The sequence below is a fragment of the Promicromonospora sp. NFX87 genome, from assembly GCF_048564965.1.
Classification (GTDB): domain Bacteria; phylum Actinomycetota; class Actinomycetes; order Actinomycetales; family Cellulomonadaceae; genus Promicromonospora.
In genome coordinates this window covers 2,736,611-2,757,422 of record NZ_CP183413.1, presented here as the reverse complement: position 1 = coordinate 2,757,422, position 20,812 = coordinate 2,736,611, and the positions used below count along the sequence as shown (strand labels likewise).

General features: G+C 73.1%; 20 protein-coding genes. 11 read left to right on the top strand and 9 right to left on the bottom strand.

Annotated features, from left to right (window positions below; translation table 11 throughout):
* Window positions 1–15: 15 nt before the first annotated feature.
* The 8 genes from lnt to ACNYC2_RS12305 all read right to left on the bottom strand — a co-directional run bounded on the left by lnt (window position 16) and on the right by ACNYC2_RS12305 (window position 10,321).
* Window positions 16–1,662 (bottom strand): apolipoprotein N-acyltransferase, encoded by a 1,647-nt coding sequence (lnt, locus tag ACNYC2_RS12340; RefSeq protein WP_419707307.1) that lies wholly within the window; start codon window positions 1,660–1,662, stop codon window positions 16–18.
* 62 nt (window positions 1,663–1,724) lie between these two features.
* Entirely contained in the window at window positions 1,725–3,521 is a 1,797-nt protein-coding gene (locus tag ACNYC2_RS12335) for an amidohydrolase (protein ID WP_419707306.1), read from the bottom strand.
* Between the two features lie 71 nt (window positions 3,522–3,592).
* Window positions 3,593–6,541, bottom strand: a complete 2,949-nt coding sequence (locus tag ACNYC2_RS12330; RefSeq protein ID WP_419707305.1) for a DEAD/DEAH box helicase — start codon at window positions 6,539–6,541, stop codon at window positions 3,593–3,595.
* 65 nt (window positions 6,542–6,606) lie between these two features.
* Window positions 6,607–7,380 carry a twin-arginine translocase subunit TatC gene (tatC, locus tag ACNYC2_RS12325; protein WP_419707304.1) on the bottom strand — a complete coding sequence of 258 codons (774 nt, stop codon included), beginning with the start codon at window positions 7,378–7,380 and terminating at the stop codon, window positions 6,607–6,609.
* A 3-nt stretch (window positions 7,381–7,383) separates the two neighbouring features.
* Window positions 7,384–7,683, bottom strand: coding sequence for a Sec-independent protein translocase subunit TatA (tatA, locus tag ACNYC2_RS12320; RefSeq protein ID WP_419707303.1), 300 nt, complete (start codon window positions 7,681–7,683; stop codon window positions 7,384–7,386).
* A gap of 138 nt (window positions 7,684–7,821) precedes the next feature.
* Entirely contained in the window at window positions 7,822–8,154 is a 333-nt protein-coding gene (locus ACNYC2_RS12315) for a hypothetical protein (protein ID WP_419707302.1), read from the bottom strand.
* A 66-nt stretch (window positions 8,155–8,220) separates the two neighbouring features.
* Window positions 8,221–9,186 (bottom strand): helix-turn-helix transcriptional regulator, encoded by a 966-nt coding sequence (locus ACNYC2_RS12310; RefSeq protein WP_419707301.1) that lies wholly within the window; start codon window positions 9,184–9,186, stop codon window positions 8,221–8,223.
* Window positions 9,179–10,321 carry a helix-turn-helix transcriptional regulator gene (locus ACNYC2_RS12305; protein WP_419707300.1) on the bottom strand — a complete coding sequence of 381 codons (1,143 nt, stop codon included), beginning with the start codon at window positions 10,319–10,321 and terminating at the stop codon, window positions 9,179–9,181. Before ACNYC2_RS12305 ends, ACNYC2_RS12310 begins: the two co-directional genes overlap by 8 nt.
* Window positions 10,322–10,355: 34 nt before the next feature.
* On the opposite strand from ACNYC2_RS12305, the gene ACNYC2_RS12300 reads away from it, so the two are divergent.
* The 8 genes from ACNYC2_RS12300 to ACNYC2_RS12265 are packed head-to-tail and all read left to right on the top strand — an operon-like array spanning window position 10,356 to window position 16,966.
* A complete protein-coding gene (locus ACNYC2_RS12300) occupies window positions 10,356–11,543 on the top strand; it encodes a DUF3866 family protein (protein WP_419707299.1) in 1,188 nt (395 codons plus the stop codon).
* On the top strand, window positions 11,540–12,283 hold the full coding sequence (locus tag ACNYC2_RS12295; RefSeq protein ID WP_419707298.1) for a DUF4129 domain-containing protein: 744 nt from the start codon (window positions 11,540–11,542) through the stop codon (window positions 12,281–12,283). Before ACNYC2_RS12300 ends, ACNYC2_RS12295 begins: the two co-directional genes overlap by 4 nt.
* A complete protein-coding gene (locus ACNYC2_RS12290; protein ID WP_419707297.1) occupies window positions 12,280–12,777 on the top strand; it encodes a hypothetical protein in 498 nt (165 codons plus the stop codon). Before ACNYC2_RS12295 ends, ACNYC2_RS12290 begins: the two co-directional genes overlap by 4 nt.
* Entirely contained in the window at window positions 12,770–13,780 is a 1,011-nt protein-coding gene (locus ACNYC2_RS12285) for an AAA family ATPase (RefSeq protein WP_419707296.1), read from the top strand. Before ACNYC2_RS12290 ends, ACNYC2_RS12285 begins: the two co-directional genes overlap by 8 nt.
* Window positions 13,777–15,150 (top strand): DUF58 domain-containing protein, encoded by a 1,374-nt coding sequence (locus ACNYC2_RS12280; RefSeq protein ID WP_419707295.1) that lies wholly within the window; start codon window positions 13,777–13,779, stop codon window positions 15,148–15,150. The genes ACNYC2_RS12285 and ACNYC2_RS12280 overlap by 4 nt, the downstream gene beginning before the upstream one ends.
* Complete coding sequence (locus tag ACNYC2_RS12275; RefSeq protein ID WP_419707294.1) at window positions 15,147–15,755, top strand: hypothetical protein; 609 nt, start codon at window positions 15,147–15,149, stop codon at window positions 15,753–15,755. The genes ACNYC2_RS12280 and ACNYC2_RS12275 overlap by 4 nt, the downstream gene beginning before the upstream one ends.
* 25 nt (window positions 15,756–15,780) lie before the next feature.
* On the top strand, window positions 15,781–16,293 hold the full coding sequence (locus ACNYC2_RS12270; RefSeq protein ID WP_419707293.1) for a Dps family protein: 513 nt from the start codon (window positions 15,781–15,783) through the stop codon (window positions 16,291–16,293).
* Between the two features lie 40 nt (window positions 16,294–16,333).
* Window positions 16,334–16,966, top strand: a complete 633-nt coding sequence (locus ACNYC2_RS12265) for a GNAT family N-acetyltransferase (protein WP_419707292.1) — start codon at window positions 16,334–16,336, stop codon at window positions 16,964–16,966.
* A gap of 58 nt (window positions 16,967–17,024) precedes the next feature.
* On the opposite strand, the gene ACNYC2_RS12260 is transcribed toward ACNYC2_RS12265, so the two are convergent.
* Entirely contained in the window at window positions 17,025–17,630 is a 606-nt protein-coding gene (locus ACNYC2_RS12260; protein WP_419707291.1) for a tyrosine-type recombinase/integrase, read from the bottom strand.
* 90 nt (window positions 17,631–17,720) lie between these two features.
* Here ACNYC2_RS12260 and ACNYC2_RS12255 point away from each other — a divergent pair, with 90 nt between their 5' ends.
* From ACNYC2_RS12255 to ACNYC2_RS12245, 3 genes are all read left to right on the top strand, one after another.
* The gene (locus ACNYC2_RS12255) at window positions 17,721–18,395 is read left to right on the top strand and encodes an IMPACT family protein (protein ID WP_419707290.1); all 675 of its coding nucleotides are present in this window, start codon (window positions 17,721–17,723) and stop codon (window positions 18,393–18,395) included.
* A gap of 64 nt (window positions 18,396–18,459) precedes the next feature.
* Entirely contained in the window at window positions 18,460–19,851 is a 1,392-nt protein-coding gene (locus ACNYC2_RS12250) for an ABC transporter substrate-binding protein (protein ID WP_419707289.1), read from the top strand.
* Window positions 19,848–20,798: a carbohydrate ABC transporter permease gene (locus ACNYC2_RS12245; RefSeq protein ID WP_419707288.1), complete on the top strand. Its 951-nt coding sequence runs from the start codon at window positions 19,848–19,850 to the stop codon at window positions 20,796–20,798. The genes ACNYC2_RS12250 and ACNYC2_RS12245 overlap by 4 nt, the downstream gene beginning before the upstream one ends.
* The last annotated feature ends 14 nt before the right edge of the window (window positions 20,799–20,812 follow it).

Sequence of the window (20,812 nt, the reverse complement as noted above, 5' to 3'; positions counted from 1 at the left end):
CGGTCGTTCTGGCGTCTACCGGTTTCGCGCCTGCCGGTTCTTACGTCCACCGATCAGACCTGTCACGACCAGGGCCACCGCCAGACCACCGACCACCCAGCCCGGCCAGTACCCCGCGGCCACCGCCGGCGTGATCGAGGACCGCAACGGCAGGTGCGTCACGAACTCGTCAGCCGTGAACAACCCCGTACGCCGCACCACCGTGCCGTCCGGCGTGATCACCCCCGACACACCCACCGTCGAGATCTGCACCGCGGCCCGGCCCGTCGTGATCGCCTGCATCCGCGACATCGCCAGCTGCTGCGTCGACTCCGCCGTGAACCCGAACGACGCGTTGTTCGTCGGGATCACCAGCACCTGCGCACCCTCCAGGACCGCGTCCCGCACGATCTCGTCGTACGCCACCTCGAAACAGATGATCGTGCCCATCCGGTACCCGCCCTGCCCCAGCCGGCTCGGCACCTCCACGACCGGCGGGTTCACCCCCGCGATCATGTCCGTCGTCACCCGGTCCACCTGGTCCGACAGCAGCCGCAGGAACGGCCGCATCGGGATGTACTCACCGAACGGCGCCGGATGCTGCTTCGCGTACCGCCCGATCACACCGCTGCCCGCCTGCCACAGCAGCGAGACGTTGTACCGACCGCCCGACTCCGGGAACTCCTGCGCCCCCACCAGGATGGGCGCCCCCACCGCCGTCGCCGCATCGTCCAGCCCCCGTGCCACGTCCGGCGTCGTCTGCGGGTCCAGGTCGCTGCCGTTCTCCGGCCACAGCACCACGTCCAGCTCACCCGCGAAGTCCTCCGCCAGCGTGTACGTGCCCTCCAGATGGTTGTTCAGCACCTCCGCCCGGTTCGCGAAAGCACCAAGACCCGGCTCCCCCACGTTCCCCTGCACCGCGCCGGCCCACAGCGTCCCGTCCTGCGCCAGATCGCTCCCGGCGTCGTACACCTCTGCCCCGTCCGGCGTCTCGACGGCACCGGCGGTCGCGGACATCGCCAGCGGCAGCACGAGCGGCGCGACGGCGACCGCGACCCCCAGCGCGAGGGCTCCGGCGGCGCGGCCTACCTCGCGGCCGGGTGTGCTGCGCTGAGTGTTCCGGACCGCGCGGACCGCGCCGGCCACGGACAGGGCGAGCAGCACGCCCGCGAACGCGACGAGCAGGCTCACGGCGACGGTGCCGCCCAGCCAGGCGGCGCGTCCGGTGGGGGTGCCCGCCATCGTCCACGCGAGGCGGCCCCAGGGGAACCCGCCGAACGGAACCTCGGCGCGCCACTGCTCCACCGCGACGTAGAGCACGGCGAACGCCGCGGCGAGCCGCCAGCCGCGGCGGCGCAGGAACCTCGCGCGGCGTACCCAGGTCCACAGCGCGCCGAACACCGCGAGGAACAGGGCTTCGACCGTCGACATGGCGATCCAGGGCGCGGTCTCGGTCGACTCGTGCGCCCACCACAGGTGGGGCAGGAAGAAGGACAGGCCGAACAGCAGGCCGATCAGGAAGTTCCACCAGGCGCTGTCCCGCCCGAGCGCCCAGTACAGGACGGCGACCGCGACGAAGGCGGCGGGCCACGCTCCGGCGTCGGGGAACGCGGACCAGAGGAGGAGGCCGCCGGGCACCGCGAGGAACAGGGACAGCAGCCGGGACGGCTCGGGCAGACGCACGCCCGCAGCCTACCGCCGCCCCCGCCGCCGCCCTTGGTTGCGGCGGGGGCGGGCGCGGGCGCTCAGAAGGTGTCGTGGAGGATGACGCCGTCGCGCATCGTGTGCAGGCATTCCGGTTGGGCGGCGTCCGGGGCGAGGTCGGGCAGCAGGGGCGTGCCCGCGCGGGCCTCCTCGCTCCAGGAGCTGAGGCGGCCGGGTGCGGCCTGCACGCCGAGCCGTTCGGCGCGCCAGACGGCGAGGTGCGCGGGCGCGCCGACACGCAGCTGCCCGGCGCCCGTGTGGTCGAGGCCGGCGAGGCGCCAGCCGCCGCGGGTGTGGGCGCGGAACGCGGCGCCGGCGGAGATGCGCTGGTCGGGGTCCTCGTGGCTGGTCGCCGCGCGTACGCCCTGCCAGGGATCCACGGGGGTGACCGGGGTGTCGGACCCGAACGCGAGCGGTACCCCGGCCTGGGCGAGGTCGGCGAACGGCATGAGGGATCCGGCGCGCAGGGGGCCGAGGCGGGTGGCGTAGACGCCCTTGCTGCCGCCGAAGGACGAGTCGAACGCCGGCTGGACCGACAGGCCGACGCCCTGCGCGAGGAGTGCGGCGAGCGTCGCCGCGTCCACGAACAGCCCGTGCTCGATGCGGTGGTGCGCGGCGCGTACCGCGCTGTCGCCGGTCAGCTGGGCGGCGATCTGGAGTCCGAGGACCATGGTGTCCATCGCGCGGTCCCCGATGACGTGGAACGCGCCCTGCACGCCCGCGCCCTGGCCCCGGGCGTTCTGGACGGCGGCCAGGTGGTGGGCGATCTGCTCGGCGGTCAGGTACAGGTTGCCGGTCCAGGGGCTGCCGTCGGCGTGGGTCAGCGCGCCGGAGAAGGACGCGGAGGACGGGTCCAGCGGCAGGTCGGAGTAGGGGCTGCGCAGGGCGGCGGTGCGGGACCCGATGGAGCCGTCGACGTTCAGGTCCCCGCCGATACCGGTGAGGAACGGCAGCTCGGCGAGGAGCGCGCGGGCGTCGTCGGGGGTGCGGCAGAGCTCGCCGCGGTAGGCGACCAGGTGCGGCAGGGCGGGCGCGTCGGGATCGGCGACGGCTTCCGCGCTGACCGAGTCCGTCGTCATCGCGTACAGCTCGGCGAGGCCGGCCCGGGTGTCGAGGTGCGCGCCACTCATCTCGTGCACGGACACGATGCCGCGGGCCGCCCACGCGGCGAGGGTCTCGCGGTAGAGGCGGGTGCGGCGTTCGGGTGAGAGCGTGTGGGCGACGGCGCGCACCGTGTGGTGCAGGTCCGCGGTGACGAGGCCGGTGTCGACGGGCGCGTCGGACCAGCCGGAGCCGGACATTCCCATGCCGGTCCAGGCGGGGTCGCGTTCGATGCCGGCGCGGGCGGCCATCGCGCTGGAGACGACCGCCGAGTGCACGTCGACGCGTGCCGCGTAGACGGGACGGCCGCCGCAGGCGTCGTCGAGCTCCTGCCGGGTGAACGTGCGCTCCTCGGGCCAGGTCTGCTCGTCCCAGCCGAACGCGAGCAGCACCTGGTCGCCGGACGGGTCGGCGGCGGCCAGCCGCCGGGCGCCCTCGTGCAGGGCGGCCAGTGCGTCGGCGAGGGAGTGCACTCCCCCGGCGGGCGTGAGGTCCACGGCGTCGCTCGCCAGGCCGGTCTCCAGCACGTGGGCGTGCGCGTCGACGAATCCGGGGGTCACCAGCGCGCCGTCCAGGTCGATCACCCGGTCCGCGCGGGCGGCGAGGCCCGCGGCGGTGTCGTTCGCTCCGAGCCAGGCCACCACGCCGTCGTCGACGAGGATCGCCTCGGCGAAGGGGTCCGCCGACGAGTGGATGACGCCGTTGCGGTACAGGATGGATCGGGCGGGCTGGCTCACGTGGAAATCGTATGCGATCAGCCCGCCCGATGCGGTGCTCAGAGGCCTGCCCAGGACCGGTCAGCCGCTGGTCAGAGGCTCGAGTACGCCACCACCCCGCGCAGCACCGCGTCCTGCGCCTTGCGTGCCGTGCTGCGCAGCTTCTCCGACGGCGCCGCGCCGCCGAGCTGGTCGAGCACGTCGATGACCTGCTTGCACCAGCGCACGAAGTCGCCGGCGGCGAGGTCGGAGCCGCGCAGCACGCTGTCCAGCGTCTTGCCGGACGCCCACCGGTACATCGCACCGACCAGGCCTAGGTCGAGCGGGCCGGTGGCCTCGATGCCGTGCGCCTCCTCGAGGTCGTCGACCTCGGACCAGACCCGCTGGGTCTCGTCCAGCACGGCGGCCAGGCGCCCGGTGGGGCCGCCGGGGATGTACGGGTCGGGGGCGTCGTCACGCCGTGACTGGTACACGACCGTGGAGACGACGGCGGCCAGGCCCGCCGGGTCGAGGCCGTCCCACGCCCCGCGGCGCAGGCACTCGGCCAGGAGCAGGTCGTTCTCGGCGTAGAGGCGGCGCAGCCAGCGGCCGTCGTCGGTGACGCGGATCCTGCCGGACTCCTGCAGGCCGGTGCCTGCGTCGGTGCCCGTGCCGGTGCGCTGCAGGTAGCCGAGGGTCAGCAGCACGTCGAGGGTGCGGTCGAAGGTGCGTGCGATGGACCCGGTGCGGCCCTCGACGCGGCGCACGAGCTGGTCGTGCTCCCGCTTGAGCTTGTTCCAGCGTTCCGCCCACCGTGCGTGGTCGTCGCGTTCGGGGCAGGAGTGGCAGGGGTGCGCCTTGAGGGCCTTGCGCAGCCGGGCGAGCTCGGCGTCGGTGGCGGCGTCCGACCGTCGTCCGACCGGGGACCTGCGTGCGCGTGCGCCGGGCGGGGTGCTGGTGGAGTGGGCGGAGGGGACGTCGTCGGCGAGGGCGCCCAGTGCGTTGCGCATGGAGGAGACGAGGTCGCGGCGGGCGTCGGGCTTGCGGGGGTTGAACGCCTTGGGGATCTTGACGGTCGTGACGGTCTCCAGGCCGGCGGGCGCGTCGGCGAGGGTCAGCTTCTTGACCTGGCGTTCCTGGGTGAGCACCGTGGGGCGCGGCCCGTCGAACCCGCCGGGTTCGCCCGGGTCGAGGACGAGGACGTACCCGCGTCGTCGTCCGGTCGGGACCTCGACGACGTCGCCGCGGCGCAGCCCCTCCAGGGAGGCCACGATCTGTGCGCGTTCGGCGCCGGACGCGGCGCGCGACAGCTCCTTCTCGCGGTCCTTGATGGCGCGGCGCAGGTCCATGTACGCGCCGAAGTCTCCGACGTCGCAGGACATGGCCTTGGCGTACCCGTCGAGGGCCTCGGCGTGCGCCTGGGCCTGCTTGGCGAGGCCGACGACGCCGCGGTCGGCCTGGAACTGCGCGAAGGAGGTCTCCAGGACCTCGCGGGCGCGGTCGCGGCCGACCTGGGCGACGAGGTTGACGGCCATGTTGTACGTGGGCCGGAAGCTGGACTTGAGCGGGTAGAGCCGCTTGGACGCGAGGCCGGCCAGCGCCACGGGGTCCAGGGCGGGGTGGTCGACGACGACGGCGTGGCCCTCGACGTCGATGCCGCGGCGGCCGGCGCGGCCGGTGAGCTGCGTGTACTCGCCCGGCGTGACCGGGACGTGGCTGGTGCCGTCCCACTTGACGAGCTTGTCCAGGACGACGGACCGGGCGGGCATGTTGATGCCGAGCGCGAGGGTCTCGGTGGCGAACACGACCTTGACGAGGCCGCGCGAGAACAGCTCCTCGACGGTCTCCTTGAACACGGGGAGCATGCCGGCGTGGTGGGCCGCGACGCCGCGGGCCAGGGCCTGCGACCAGGCCCAGTAGCCGAGCACGTCCAGGTCCTCGGGCGGGAGGGCGGTGGTGCGCTCCTCCACGATGGACCGGATGGTCGCCTCCTCCTGCGGGGTGGTCAGCCGCAGCCCGGCCTTGAGGCACTGGTCGACGGCGGCCTCGCAGCCCGCGCGGGAGAACACGAAGTAGATGGCGGGCAGCAGGGCGTCGGCGTTGAGCGCGTCGATGACGATGAACCGCGGCGGGGTGCGCCGGCTCGGGCCGATGCCCCCTGAGCTGTCGTCGCTGCGGCGTGAGTCGCCGCCGCGGTACCCGCCGCGTCCACGACCTGCGCCGCGGCCGCGGCGTCCGCCGGGGCCGCCCCGGTAGTCGCCGGGACGGTTGCCGCCGCGCCCGGACCGGAACGCGGCGGACAGGTCGGGGTTGATGGGCGGGTTGGTGCCGGGGTCGGTCGGGTCGACGTGCCCGTCGTACAGGTCCAGGAGGCGCGGCTTGCCGCGCGGTTCCGGGGAGGACATGAGGACGTGCTGCCACAGGGGTACCGGCCGGCGTTCGGAGACGACGACGGCGGTGTCGCCGCGCACCATCTCGAGCCAGTCGCCGAACTCCTCGGCGTTGGACACGGTGGCGCTCAGGGAGACGAGCTGCACGTCGTCGGAGAGGTGGATGATGACCTCTTCCCAGACGGGGCCGCGGAAGCGGTCGGCGAGGTAGTGCACCTCGTCCATGACGACGTACGCCAGGCCGTCCAGGGTCGGGGAGCCCGCGTAGAGCATGTTGCGGAGGACCTCGGTGGTCATGACCACGACCGGTGCGTCGCCGTTGATCGTGGTGTCGCCGGTGAGCAGGCCGACGTTGTCGATGCCGTGGCGGCGCACGAGGTCGGCGTACTTCTGGTTGGACAGGGCCTTGATGGGCGTGGTGTAGAACGCCTTGCGGTCCGAGGCCAGCGCGAGGTGGACGGCGAACTCGCCGACGACCGTCTTGCCGGCTCCGGTGGGGGCCGCCACGAGCACGGCGCGGCCTTGTTCGAGGGCTTCGCAGGCCTGCACCTGGAAGTCGTCGAGCTCGAAGCCGATGACCTCCCGGAAGCGGGTCAGCTCGGGGTGCTCGGCCGCTGAACGGCTCTGGGTCCGGAAGGCCGTGTACCGCTCGGCGGGGCTCAGCTCGCTCATGGGCACAGCCTACGGTCACTCACCGACAGCCCCGGGCGCGACAGGCGCGCACCGGGGCCGTGGGGTCAGAGCTCGGCGGCCGCGAGCCGCTTCTCGACGCGCCGGTCGTGCAGCTCCGCGACGCCGACGGCGGCGAAGTAGAGCACGCAGATCGGCAGCGCGACGAGGATCATCGTCATGGCGTCCGGTGTCGGCGTGATGATCGCGGCGAACGTGAACGCGACGAGGATCGCCCACCGCCAGCCGGCCAGCAGCGCCTTGCCGGTCAGGATGCCCGCGAAGTTCAGGCCCACCAGCAGCACCGGGGACAGGAACGCGAGCCCGAACGCGATGAGCAGCCGCATCACGAGCGACAGGTACTCCTGCGCGTTGGTGAACGCGGTCGCGTCGTCCGGCAGGAACCCGGACAGGATCTCGATCGCGTGCGGGAACACGAGCCATGCCATGTACGCGCCGCCGAGGAACAGCGGGAACGCGGCACCGACGAACCCGTACGCGTACTTCTTCTCGTTCTTGTTCAGGCCCGGGGTGATGAACGCCCACACCTGGTAGAGCCACCAGGGGCAGGTGAGGAACACGGCGAGGAACAGGGACGACTTGATCTTCAGGTCCAGTGCTGCCATCGGACCGGCGAAGTTCAGGGTCATCTCGTTGCCCCGCATCTCCTCCGCCACCACGAGGGGACGTTGGAGCAGGACGAGCAACGGGTCGTAGAGCAGCCATCCGGCGACTGCTCCGACCACGAGGCCGACTGCTATCAGGACGAATCTCTTGCGCAGCTCGAGCAGGTGCGCGAGCAGAGGCATGCGGCCGTCGGACGGCCGCCCAGTGCGTGCCACCGATCAGGCCTTGGGGATGTCGCGGTCCCTGTTGGAGATCAAGCCCGGTACCTGGTCGGTGCTCGAGCTCGCGCCCGGTCCCGTCGTCGAGCTCGGGCTCGACGTGGTGGTCCCGCCGGGGGCGTCAGCAACGTTGCTGTCCGCGTTCCCGGAGCCGTCCTCGCGCAGGTCCTTGACCTCCTTCTTGAAGATCTTCATCGACTGGCCGACGCTCTTGGCCAGGCCCGGCAGGCGGGAGGACCCGAAGAGCAGCAGGACGACGACGAGCAGGACGATCCAGTGCCACGGCTGCATTGCGCCCATGGTGACTCCTTACGGTGCGGTACTGATACGCGGTGCGGTGCGGATATGACCGATCCTACGCGGACGCAGGGGGCACAAAGGTAGCCCTCCGGTGGACTGCAGGTGGCCGCGGCCGCGAACGCGCGTCAGGACGCCGGTTCACTCGTTGAAGTGCTTCCACTTCTGCCAGGTCACGACGTGTCGCGCCCGGCGTACGTCCTTGCGTCCGGCGCGCGCGGTGCGCTGCGCGTTGACGCGCTGGTAGTGGATCGTCACGTCGTCGAACAGGCTGGGCCCGGCGTGCCGCGTGGCCGCGGCCTCGCGTGCCCGGTCGGACAGCTCTTGCAACCGGTCGCTCGACTCGCCGATGCGGCGCGACGCTCGTCCCAGCTCTTCCATCAGACCCTTTGCCGACCGCCAGAGGGAGCGGGCGAGAAAGAACGCTCCGACGAGGCTGCCTACGATCAGCAGGGTCCATACCCAGAACCACATGGTCGCCAAGCCTAGTGCGAATTTGCCGATGTGGCTGCGTCTCGGGTCGGCGGACCTGCTTCGGGCCTAGTTTTCGTAGAGGGCCAGCGCCTCCGCGGCGGCCCCCGCGACGTCGTCGGCCAACGAGCTGGGCGAGACGGACCGCACGTACGGGGCCAGCTGGATCAGGGTGCTGCGCAGCCAGCCCGGGTTGGTGACGCGCAGGGTGACCTCGAAGTCCCCGTCGGGCAGGTTGCGTACCGACTCGACGGGGACCTCCTCGGCGAACCACCGGGCCCGCGGCGCGAACCGGATGGTCGCGAGCGGTGAGGACCCGCCGGCGAACAGGGCGGTGAAGTCGATCTCGGCCCTCACACCCGGGTGGTCCTGCACGGGGATGTCGGTCTCGACCGCCTCCAGGATGCGGTCCACCCGGAAGGTGCGGGGCGCTGCGGCGCGGTAGCACCAGGCGGCGAGGTAGGCGAACTCGTCCTGCGTGTGCAGCCGGACGGGGTCCACCTCGCGCTCGCTGACGACGTCCGAGGAGGTCACGTACCTGATCCGCAGGCGGTGGCGCGTGGTCAGCGCGGACGTGATCGCGGACACGACCTGCCGGTCCCCGCCCGGGGCGAGACGTACGTCGACGGCGTTCGCCGCCTCGCCGGTCGCGTCGGTGAGCTTGCGCAGCGCCGACTCGACGACGGCGGACCGGGCGGGGTCGGCCTGGACCGCGCCGGTGGCCTTCATGGCGCGTAGCGCCGCGACCAGCGCGACGGCCTCCCGGGTGCCGAGCCGCAACGGCCTGGTCATGCCGCGCGCCTCGGTGAGGTGCACGACGCCGCGGTCGATGGACGCCGCGTCGAAGTCGATGAGGTCGTCCGGCCAGTACCCAGGCGTGCCGGAGACCCACAGGGCGTCGACGTCCTTCTGGATCTGCGCGGGCGTCGTCCCGAACCGCCTGGCCAGGTCGGCCACGGACACCGGCCCCGCGCCGTCGAGGTAGGCGACGATGCCCAGCAGGCGCAGCAGCCTGTCGTCCGCGCGCTCAGCCACGGGACACCGCCTGCGCTCCCGTGCCGGCAGAGCCCGTGCCCAGTGCTGCCGCCGCGGTGAGCCTGCGCAGCGTCTCGTTCCGTACCGGCTCGGGTTCCAGCACCACCAGCGCCGCCCCGTAGCCCGCGGCCTCGGACGCCATCCCGGACAGCGACCGGTAGGGCACCTCGAGGATGTCCCACCCGGCGTGATCGCCGTCGCGGCCACCGGCCGCCACCCCGACGGGTCGGGGCAGGCGCTCGCTGTAGGCCTCGCGTTCGCCCTCGGGCACCGGTTTGGCGCGGGCGCGCAGCGCTCCGGCGCGTTCGGGGCGGACGGCGACCACCGCCGCACGGACCTCGCCGTGGGCCTTGCCGAGCATGACGTCGGTCTCGAAGTCGGGGATCTCGTACGCGCCGGCGGGGCCGGTGATGCGGACGCGGGACTCGATGCGGGACATGCGGAACACGCGGGGCGCCTGCCGGTCGCGGTCGAAGCACATGAGGTACCAGCCGCCGTCGCGCGCCGCTATGCGCCAGGGTTCGACGTGCCTGGTCAGCACCGCGCCGTTGTACGCGGCCCGGTAGCTGAACGTGACCGCGCGGCGGGCCTCGATCGCCTCCATGAGGGGGCCGTAGGCGTCGCCGACGGCGCGCACGGACGGCGCGAGGCCGGCCAGGGCGTCGACGGACGGATCTCCGGCGCCGGCGGCACGCAGCTTGACCATCGCCCGGTTGATGTCCGTCTGCAGGGTCTTGTCCTGCCAGAACTGGGCGGCCAGGGACAGCACACCCAGCTCGGCCGGAGTGAGGTCGATCGGCGGCAGCGCGTAGGCGTCCTGGTCGATCCGGTACCCGAGCTCGTCGGTGTGCCCACCGGTCCCGACCGTCACGACGGGGATACCCAGAGCGCGGAGCATGTCCTTGTCGCGCTCGAACATCCGCTCGAACGCCTCGTCGCTGGGCGCGTCGGCGTACCCGGCCACCGCGGTACGGACCTGTTGCTTGGTCATCGCGGCGTTCGTGTTCACGAGCGCGATGACAAGGTTCAGGAGCCGCTCGGCGGGGTTCAGGCCGGGCGGCTGACCGACCGGCTGAGCGGACGGCGGGGCGGGTGACGGCGCGGGCTGCGCGCTGGGGGGCGGATCGATGGACATCAGGACAACGGTAGCGTTCGGTAGCCTCCACCCTGTGATGACGTGGCGGATCGGGACCGTGATTTCCACAGGCAGGTCGTGGCGGGGCGCACGCGAGCTCGAGGTGACGCTCGACCGCCCCCTGCCGGGGCGTGACGCTGCCGGGCAGGTGACAGAGGCGGTGACAGGACCGGCGACGGTGCGCGCGCTCGCGTACACCGACCTGGTGGGCGACCCCGGACCGGGCGACGCCCTGCTCCTGAACGTCTCCGCGCTCGCCCGCGGGCTGGGCACCGGCGGGTACGCGCTCGTGGTGGGTCCGGCGTCGGCCGGCACCCCCCTGCCACCCGACCCGGAACCGGGTCCAGGACACCTCGTCAAGGCCCGGTACACACCCCTGCAGACGATGGTGCTCGGCGTCGACGAACAGGAGTCGCCCCACCACGCGACCCTGGCCGACGCCGACAGCCTCGACGGCATGCCCGTCGTCGTCGCGGACCTGCACTCCGCGCTGCCCGCCGTTGTCGCCGGGCTACGGCACGCCCACGCGGCCGCCGGATCCCCCGACAAGCTACGGATCGCCTACGTCATGACCGACGGCGGTGCGCTGCCCGCCGCGTTCTCCCGCACCGTAGCCGCCCTGCGCGACGCCGACTGGCTCACCACCTGCGTCACCGTCGGCCAGGCCTTCGGCGGCGACCTCGAAGCAGTGACCGTACACACCGGCCTGCTCGCGGCACGGCACGTCGCCGGGTGCGACATCGCCGTCGTCGCCCAGGGGCCCGGCAACCTCGGGACCGGGACCCGCTGGGGCTACTCCGGCGTCGCCGCCGGTGAAGCGGTCAACGCCGCCGCCACCCTGCACGGACGTCCCGTCGCCTCCCTGCGCGTGTCCGGGGCAGACCCCCGCGACCGCCACCTCGGCATCTCCCACCACTCCCTGACCGCGTACAGCAGGGTCGCCCTCGCCCCCGCCGACGTCCCCGTCCCCGTACCGGACACCGGCCTCGAGGACCTGCCGGCCTGGGGCGCGCCGCTGACCCACCGCATCCGCGAACAGGCGAAAACCCTCACCGACACCCGCCACACCCTCGTCGACGTCCCCACCGACACCACCCTCCTCGACACCCTGCGCACCGCACCCGGCGGACTGCGCACCATGGGCCGCGACCTCGACGCCGACCCCGCCTCCTTCGTCGCGGCAGCCGCGGCCGGCATCCACGCCCACCAGCTCACAGCATGAAACCCAGCACCCGCCTGACCATCACCCTCCTCCTGGTCACCATCGTCGTACTCGGCGCAGCCACCGCCACCCCCTGGCGCTTCAGCCCGCCCCACCTGCCCACCCCGGAGCTCTCCATGCCCCAACAACAGCCACCACCGAGCCCCGACGTCAGCGCCAGCCCACGACCCCAGCCCCTCGACCAACCCACCCGCGACAACCGCTGGGTAGTACTGGTCACCGCAATCCTCCTCGGCCTCCTCTTCGCAGCCCTCCTCACCCTCGCCGCCCGCAAGCTCCTCACCATCCTCCGCGGACAGATCGACACCACACCCGACAACCTCACCGCCGGCACCGGCACCGCAACCCCCGACGACGCCGTCGACCTCCCCGAGCTCCAGGACGCCGTCACCCGCGCCCTCGCCCACCTCGACGGACACGCCCGCCCCCGCGACGCCGTCGTCGCCGCCTGGGTAGCCCTCGAAGAAGCCGCCGCCCGCGCAGGCGCCCACCGCGACCCCGCCCAGACCCCCACCGAGTTCACCGGCACCGTCCTCGCCAACACCCCCGCACCACCAGCCGCCGTCGCCCGCCTGCGCACCCTCTACCAACGCGCCCGCTTCACCGACCGGCCCATCGACCGAACCGCAGTCACCCAGGCCCGAACGGCGCTCGCGGACATCGCACGCAGCCTCGACGTCGACGACACCACCGGCCCCAGCACCGGCCCTATCACCGGCAACGAACAAGGCCGCACGTGAGGACCTGGAACTGGCGGCGCATCACCACCGTCACCGTCATCGCAGGCCTCGCCGCCGCCGGACTCGCCTACTGGAACGTCATCGACCCCTGGCACGCCATCGCCGCGGCAGCCGTGGCCACCGCGATCAGCATCCTCTGGTCCGCCACCGACACCACCACCCCCGACCCCGAATGGCCAGACCTCCCCGTCCAGGCCCGCGCCGGCGGCCGCCACGACGTGTCCGACCTCGGCTGGTCCGTGTTCGGCCGCGACGGCCGCGTCACCGACCGGGTCGTCCGCCGCATCCGGGCGCTCGCCGCCGACCGGCTCCGCGCACACGGCGTCGACCCCACCGACCCCGCAGCCGAACCCGACGCCGAACGACTCCTCGGCGCTCGCGTCCTGCGCCAGCTCAAGTCCCGACAGCCTCCCACGGCGCGCACCGTACAGACCTGGCTCGACGCGATAGACCGCCTCGGCGCCGCACCCACCACCGAGGAGAACCATGCCTGACCGCACCGGCCCAGCGACCAGCCCAGAGACCGGCCCGGCACCGCTGCCCGTCGCCGACGTCGCGGCGCTGGGCGAACAGGTCCTCACCGAGGTGGGCACCGCCGTCGTCGGCATGCGTGACGCGCTCCAGGTGGCCCTCGCCACCATCCTCGCCGGCGGACACGTCCTCTTCGAGGACGTACCGGGCCTCGGGAAGACCCTCGCCGCGCGCTCGCTGGCCGCCGCCCTCGGCCTCGACTTCGCGCGCCTCCAGTGCACCCCGGACCTGCTGCCCGCGGACATCACCGGCTCCTCGGTCTTCGACCCGGCGACCCGCACCTTCGAGTTCCGCCCCGGACCGGTCTTCACCGGTCTCTTCCTCGCCGACGAGATCAACCGCACCGCGCCCAAGACCCAGTCCGCGCTCCTCGAGGCGATGGCCGAGCGGCAGGTGTCCATCGAGGGCACCAGCCGCCCCCTGCCCAACCCGTTCCACGTGCTGGCCACCTCCAACCCCGTCGAGTACGAGGGCACGTACCCCCTCCCGGAGGCTCAGCTCGACCGCTTCATGGTCCGCCTCGGCGTCGGCTACCCCGACCGCGCGCAGGAGGCCGAGGTCGTCACCCGCCGCCTCGCCCGCCGACAGGAGGCCACGTCCGTGCGCCGCGTCGTCGACCCCACCACCGTGCGCGCGATGCAGGCCGGGACCGAGCAGGTCCCCGTGGACCCGGACGTCGTCCGCTACTGCGTCGACCTCACCGCCGCCACGCGCGGCCACCAGGCCCTGGAGGTCGGCGCCTCCCCCCGCGGCTCGCAGAACCTCGTCCTCCTCGCCCGCGCCGTCGCCGTCCTCGACGGACGCGACTACGTGCTGCCCGAGGACGTCAAGCGCGTGGCCATACCCGTCCTCGCCCACCGCATCACCCTCACCCCCACCGCGTGGGCGTCGGCCACGCGGCCCGAGACCGTGATCGCCGACCTCCTGCACACCGTCCCCACGCCCGCCACGGTCCCCACCCGATGACGGTCGGCGGCATCATCGTCGCCGGCGGACGGACCTCCTACAGCAGACCCGTCGACGGCCCCCACGGCTGGCGCCCCACCTCGGCGTACACCGCCGCCGTCACCGTCGGCATCCTCCTGCTCGCCACGAGCGTCCTCGCCGGGCGCGCCGACATCGCGCTCATCGGCATACCCGGCCTCCTCGCGGCCACCTGGGCACACGCCGGCCGCCCCACCACACCCCTGCGCGCGGACCTCCACGAACCGCCGGGCCCCACCACTCCGGGGGAGCTCACCGCGACCCTCCAGCTCGCCGCCGGCCCTGGTGAAGGGGCCGACGTCGTCCACCTCCGCATCACCGCGCCCGGGCACCGCACCACCCACCTCACGCTGGCTGCCCGACCGCAGGGACAGGCCCGCGACGTACCGCTCGGCCTCTCGTCCGTCCGCACCGGCCCGCAGCAAACCTTCACCGTCGACCTGCGCGGGTCCCGGCACGGCACCTGGGAGGAGGAACCGACACAGGTCCGCGCCGCGACCCGCCTCGTCCTGCCCGGGGCCGCCCCGCTCGGCCGCCTGCCCCTGCCGCGACGGCTGCGCGGCCTCACCGGACCGCACTCGTCACGCCGCCTCGGCGACGGCACCGAGCTCCGCGACATCCACCCCTTCACCCCGGGCGACCGGCTGCGCCGGATCGACTGGCGCACCACCGCCCGGCGCTCCCCCGAGCTCGACACCCTCTACGTCCGCCGCACCTACTCCACCGCCGAGGCGACGGCGGTGCTCGTCGTCGACTCCCGCGACGAGGTGGGGCCCGACGTCCGCACCTGGCGCGGCTACGGCATCATCCGGGTCGACGAGCCGACGTCGCTCGACCTCGCCCGGCACGCCGCGGCCTCTGTCGCCACCGCCCTGGTCGAGGCGGGCGACCGCGTAGGCCTCGAGGACCTCGCCCGCCGGCGCCGCCCGCTCCCGCCGTCGGCCGGACGACGCCACCTCCGCCGCCTCGTGCACGGACTCGCGCTCGCCCACCCGAAGGACCTCGCGTCGGCACACCGCGTGCGCCCACCGCAGCTCCCGGCCGACGCCATCGTCTACCTGTTCACGACGCTCCTCGACGACGACCCCCTGCGCCTCGTCCGCACCTGGCGCACCGCGGGTCACCCCGTCGTCGTGATCGACACCCTCCCCGACGTCCACACCGTCATCGAGAGCCACCTCGCTATCGCCTGGCACATCGGCCGCCTCGAACGCGAGGACCGGATCGCCGCCCTCGACGTCGAGGGCATCCCCGTCGTCCGCTGGGCCGGATCCCAGCGGGACCAGGCCGCCGTCCGCTTCGAAGCCCTCGCCCACGCAGCCCGACGCCACACACCCGGACGCACCCCATGATCTCCAGCTCCCTCACCGAACGGCTCCGGCACCTCAGGCTCCGCCTCGACGACCCCGGCCGGCGCCCCCTGCCCGCCGTCACCGTCGAGACCGGACCCACCGTCCGCGGCTGGGTCTTCCGCCTCGCGCTCCTAGCGCTCACCCCGCTGCTGCTCTTCACCGCCGCCGGCCGCACCCCCGACGTCCCCCTCGGGGTCACCGGGACCATCGCCGTGCTCGCCACGGGACTCCTGGTCGTCCGCCCGACCCCCGCCACGGCAGGGGGCGTCGTCGTCGTCGCGGCCGTGCTGTTCTGGGGCTTCACCACCGAACCCTTCGACCCCTGGGCGCTCGTCGTCGCGCTGCTCGCCCACCTGCTCGCCCGCACCACCTGGTGGGCAGCCCACGTCCCGCCCGACGGCCACACCGAGCTCGCGGCCCTCCGCACCGGCTGGCGACGCGACGCCGCGGTCCTCGGTGCCACCGGCCTCCTCGGGGCCCTCGCCGTGCTCGCCTCCGGCACGACGACGACCACCGCCGTCCTGCTCGCGGCGCTCGCCCTGGTCGGGATCGCGCTCCTCGCGCTGGCGACCGGCCGCCCCTCGCGTGAGGATGGACCGAGCTGACCGATCGCCGGAAGAGAGGACCGACATGTCCCCGAAGCTGCCCCGCTACACCGTCCCGTCCCTCACCCCAGAGCAGGGAGCCGAGGTCGCGGAGCTCCTCCAGCAGCGGCTGCACGCGCTGAACGACCTGCACCTCACGCTCAAGCACGTGCACTGGAACGTCGTGGGACCGCACTTCATCGGCGTCCACGAGATGCTCGACCCGCAGGTCGACGCCGTGCGCGCGATGGTCGACCAGATCGCCGAGCGCATCGCCACCCTGGGCAGCGTCCCGGTCGGGACACCCGGCGCGCTCGTCGCGGCCCGGAACTGGGAGGACTACCCGCTCGGCCGCGCCACGACCACCAAGCACCTGGCCGCGCTCGACGAGGTCTACGAGTCCGTGATCACGGACCACCGCAAGGCCGCCGACGACACCGCCAAGCTCGACGACGTCACGAACGACCTGCTCATCGGCCACCTGCACGAGCTCGAGCAGTTCCACTGGTTCGTGCGCGCCCACCTGGAGTCGGCGTCCGGGGCGATCCCCGAGTCGTAGCCGGGACCGGCCCCCGGGCACCGCACGCTAGGGTGCCCGGGTGACCGAGCCCTTCATCCGCCCGTACAGCGCCGCCGACCGTGCCGACGTCGCCGACATCTGCGTCCGCACGGCCGCTGCCGGCGGCGACGCGCGCGGCGTCTACTCGTCCGACCTGCTCATGCCCGACGTCTACGCGCTCCCCTACGTGGAGCACTCCCCCGACCTCGCGTGGGTGGTCGAGCACGAGGGCCGTGCGGCCGGATACATCATCGGCATCGCCGACACCCAGGCCTTCGTCGAGTGGTGGGCCCGCGAGTGGACGCCAGGCTTCGTCGCCCGGCACCCCGCCCCCGGCCCGGCCACCGGCCGGAACCCGTCCTACACCGAGGCCCAGCTGCTGCACGACGGCGCGGACCCGGAGCGCATGGTCCGGGGCCTGCGGCACGGCGAGCTGACGACGCATCCCGCTCACCTGCACATCGACCTGCTGCCGGTGCTCCAGCGCCGCGGCCTGGGCTCCCGCCTCATCGACACGCTCCGGGGCGCTCTCGCCGAGCGCGGCGTGCCGGGCGTGCACCTGGGCTACGCGGCGGAGAACACCGCTGCCCGCCTGTTCTACGACCGCTACGGCTTCACGGAGCTCCCGTCGTCGACCGAGCAGGCCCCGCTGGTAGGCATCTCGACCACGTGACCGTTGAGTGCGGGCTATTCGCCCCTTCAGCAGGCCTGGAGGGGCGAATATCCCGCACTCAACTGGCCTGGGACGCTTCTATCCAGGCTCGCCGGATCTGCTCGAAGCGGGTGGGCAGCGGCGGGCGCAGGGCGCCGTAGCGCGCGTTGGTCCGGTGCACGAACCGCCGCCACGACAGCACCAGCCCCTGGCGGCTGATCGGCAGGCCCGACGCGACGGTCGTCCCGTTGTCGTGCGTGTGGTGGACCGTGAGCAGCAGCGCCCTCGGCACCGAACCCTCGAGCTCCGCCGCCAGCTCCTCGCGCACGATCATCCAGTGCTTCAGCAGCACCACCAGGTCGGCCGGCAACAGGTGCCGCCGCGGTGTGCGGTGCTTGCCGTGCCGCACGAGCACGCTGCCGTCCGAGGTCTTCGCCCGGGCCGGCCCCAGGTCGATGTCCTCGACACGTACCCGCAGCAGGTCCCCGTACCGCGCACCCGTCGCACGCACCAGGCCGGTGATCACGGCAAGCCGCACTGCCTCGGGCTTCGCGCCCGTGCGCATCGCCTCGGTGGAGAGCTCACGCCAGACCCACTCGGCCTCCTCGAGGCTCACGGGCGGCCGCGGATAGCGGGCGGGGTCCCCGCTCCCTGCCTGTGGTGACGTGGCATCGGTGCTGGTCATGGTGGAAATATACGCTTGGCACACTATTAATCGATGGAGAAGGCGCAGCGTGTCGTCGATCCGGGAAGGAAGTCCCCGTACCCTCGTGCGGTGGACCTCCCCAGCACCATCGCCCGGCCGATCGACCACGAGGTGGTCATCAAGAAGTCCCGGTTCCTGGCCCACCTCGCACCCGCCGCGAGCGTCGCGGAGGCCGACGCCGTCATCGCGCGCCTCCGCAAGGAGCTGTGGGACGCGGGCCACCACTGCGTAGCGATGGTCCTCGGGACCGGCGCCGACGGCGCGACCCAGACGGCCCGCTCCTCCGACGACGGCGAGCCCGGCGGCACCGCGGGCGTCCCGATGCTGGAGGTGCTGCGTCACCGCGACATGACGGACCTCGTCGCCGTGGTCACCCGCTACTTCGGCGGCGTGAAGCTGGGTGCGGGCGGGCTGGTCCGGGCGTACTCGGGCGCTGTGTCCGGCGCGCTCGACATCGCCTCCGGGGCCGGGGCGCTGCTCCGCCGGGAGCTCCTGTACGAGGTGGAGGTACCCGTCCCCCACGGCGACGCCGGCCGGATCGACAACGTGCTGCGCGACTGGGCCTCGTCGCACGGGTCGGTGATGGAGCCGCCCGCCTACGACGCCGTCGCGCACCTGCGGCTGCTGGTGCCGAGGGAGCAGCTGGACGCCCTGACCGCCGACGTCGCGGCCGCCTCCGCGGGTGCCCTCTCCCCCGCCGTCGGTGACCCGCGGGTCGTGGACGTACCAGCGCGTCGGCCTTGACTGGCTCCCTCCGCGGGTGAAGTCTCTGGGGCACCCGCACCGGCACAAACACCGAGGAGGGACCATGCACCGTCGCATCCGCTCGTCCGCCGTCGTCGTCGCACTGACCGCCGCCGCAGCCCTGCTCGCCGCTTGCGGCCCGAGCGCCGAGCAGGAAGGGCCGGCCGACGCCATCACCTTCTGGACACCCCAGTCGACGCCGGAGCGGGTCGCCGCCCAGGAGGCCGTGGCGGCGAGGTTCACCGCGGAGACGGGCATCGAGGTCGACGTCGTCCCGCTCGCGGCCGCCGACCAGGACCAGGCGCTGGTCACCGGTGCCGCCTCCGGCGAGGTACCGGACGTGATCCTCGCCGGCGCCTCGCAGGTCACCTCCTGGCAGGCCCAGGGGCTGCTCGACACGGACGTCGTGCAGGAGGCGATGGACACCCTGGACCCGGCGACCTTCAACGAGAACGCACTGGGCGCCGTCACGGTGCAGGACGACGACGGGGGCGGCAGCACGGTCGCCGCCGTCCCGAGCGACGGCTGGGTGCACCTCATCGCCTACCGCACCGACCTGCTCGAGGAGGCGGGGGTCGAGGTACCGACCAGCGTGGCCGAGCTCGCCGAGGCCGCGACCACCGTCAAGGACGAGCTCGGAATCACGGGCATCGCGCTCGGCACCCAGTCCGGCACCGCGTCGGGCACGGAGGGCATCGAGTCGATCTTCCAGTCGGCGGGCTGCGAGCTCGTGTCCGACGGCGAGGTCACCATCGACTCGCCGGAGTGCACCGAGGCCGCCGGATACTTCAAGGAGCTGCGCGACTCGTCGGTCGCCGGCGACTACGACGTCGAGTCCGCCCGGGCCGCCTACATGGCGGGGGACGCCGCCATGCTGCTCTTCTCCACGCACATCCTCGACGAGCTGGCGAACCTCGACGAGGCGGTGCCGCCGTCGTGCGAGCAGTGCGCCGACGACCCCACGTTCCTCGCGGAGAGCTCGGACTTCATCACGGTGCTGGACGAGAACCACCCGGCCCAGTTCGGCGCCACGCTCGCCTACGCGGTCCCCGCGCGCGCGAACGCCGACGAGGCGCGCCAGTACATCGAGTACGTGCTGGGCGAGGGCTACGCCGACACGCTCGCCGTCGCCACCGAGGGCCGCCTCCCGCTGCGCACCGGCACCCCCGAGAACCCGACGGAGTTCCTCGACGCGTGGGGCGGCCTGGGCTTCGGGCCCAAGGTCGAGTCCTCGGTCGCCGAGGTGTACGGCGACGACCTGGTCACCGCGATGGGCGAGGGCATGGCCGCCGTCTCCCGCTGGGGCCAGGGCACTCCCGATGCCACGCTCGCCGGGCTGGTCGCCACCCAGGGCACGCTCGCGCAGCAGCTCGACCCGCTGTACCGGGGCACCGATCCCGCCGAGGTGACCCAGCAGATGGCCGCCGAGGTGACGGCCCTGCAGCAGGACCAGTGAGGGCCCGCCCGACCACGATCGCCCGCCCGACGACGGCTGCCCAGCGCGCGAACCGCTCCGGGTGGCTGCTCGTCTCGCCGTCGCTCGCGGTCGTCGCCCTCGTCGTGCTGCTGCCGTTTGCCCTGGTGGTGGTGTTCGGGTTCTCCGAGATCCGCCTCGTCGACATCCCGTACCTCGGGACGGAGCCGATCGATTGGACGCTGGACAACTTCCGGCAGGCCGCGGCGTCGCAGGCGTTCTGGGGCGCCCTGTGGACCACGGTCCTGTACGCGGGTCTGACGGCGGTCGGGTCGCTCGCCGTTGGCCTCGCGCTCGCGCTGGCGCTGCGGCGGCCGTTCCCCGGACGTGGCCTGGTCCGCGCCCTGCTGCTCGTGCCGTACGTGCTCCCGGTGGTCGCCGCTGCCACCATCTGGAAGACGGCGCTCAACCCCCAGTACGGCGTGGTCAACGCGTTCGGCCGCGCGTACCTCGGGTGGGACACGCCGGTGGGCTTCCTCAGCACCACCACTGCGGACGTCTGGGGCATCCCCGTGCCGGTGGCGCTGCTCGTGGTCGTGCTGTTCGACGTCTGGAAGTCGGCGCCGCTCGCGTTCCTGTTCCTCACGGCCCGGCTCCAGTCCGTGCCCGGCGAGATCGAGGAGGCCGCCGCGCTCGACGGCGCGAACCGCCGGCAGGCCCTGCGGTTCATCCTGCTCCCGCAGCTGCGGGCGGTGGCCCTGCTGCTCCTGCTGCTGCGGTTCATCTGGTCGTTCCAGACCTTCGACGACGTCTACCTGCTCACCGAGGGCGCCGGGAGCACGCAGGTCATGGCCATCCAGGTGTACACGGAGCTGGTCACCAAGGCCGACATCGGCAGCGCCGCCGCGTTCGGCCTGCTCATGAGCCTCATCCTGTGCGTGCTCCTCGCGGGGTACGTGCTGCTCTCCCGACGAACCGACGAAGCATGAGAGGGCAGTTCATG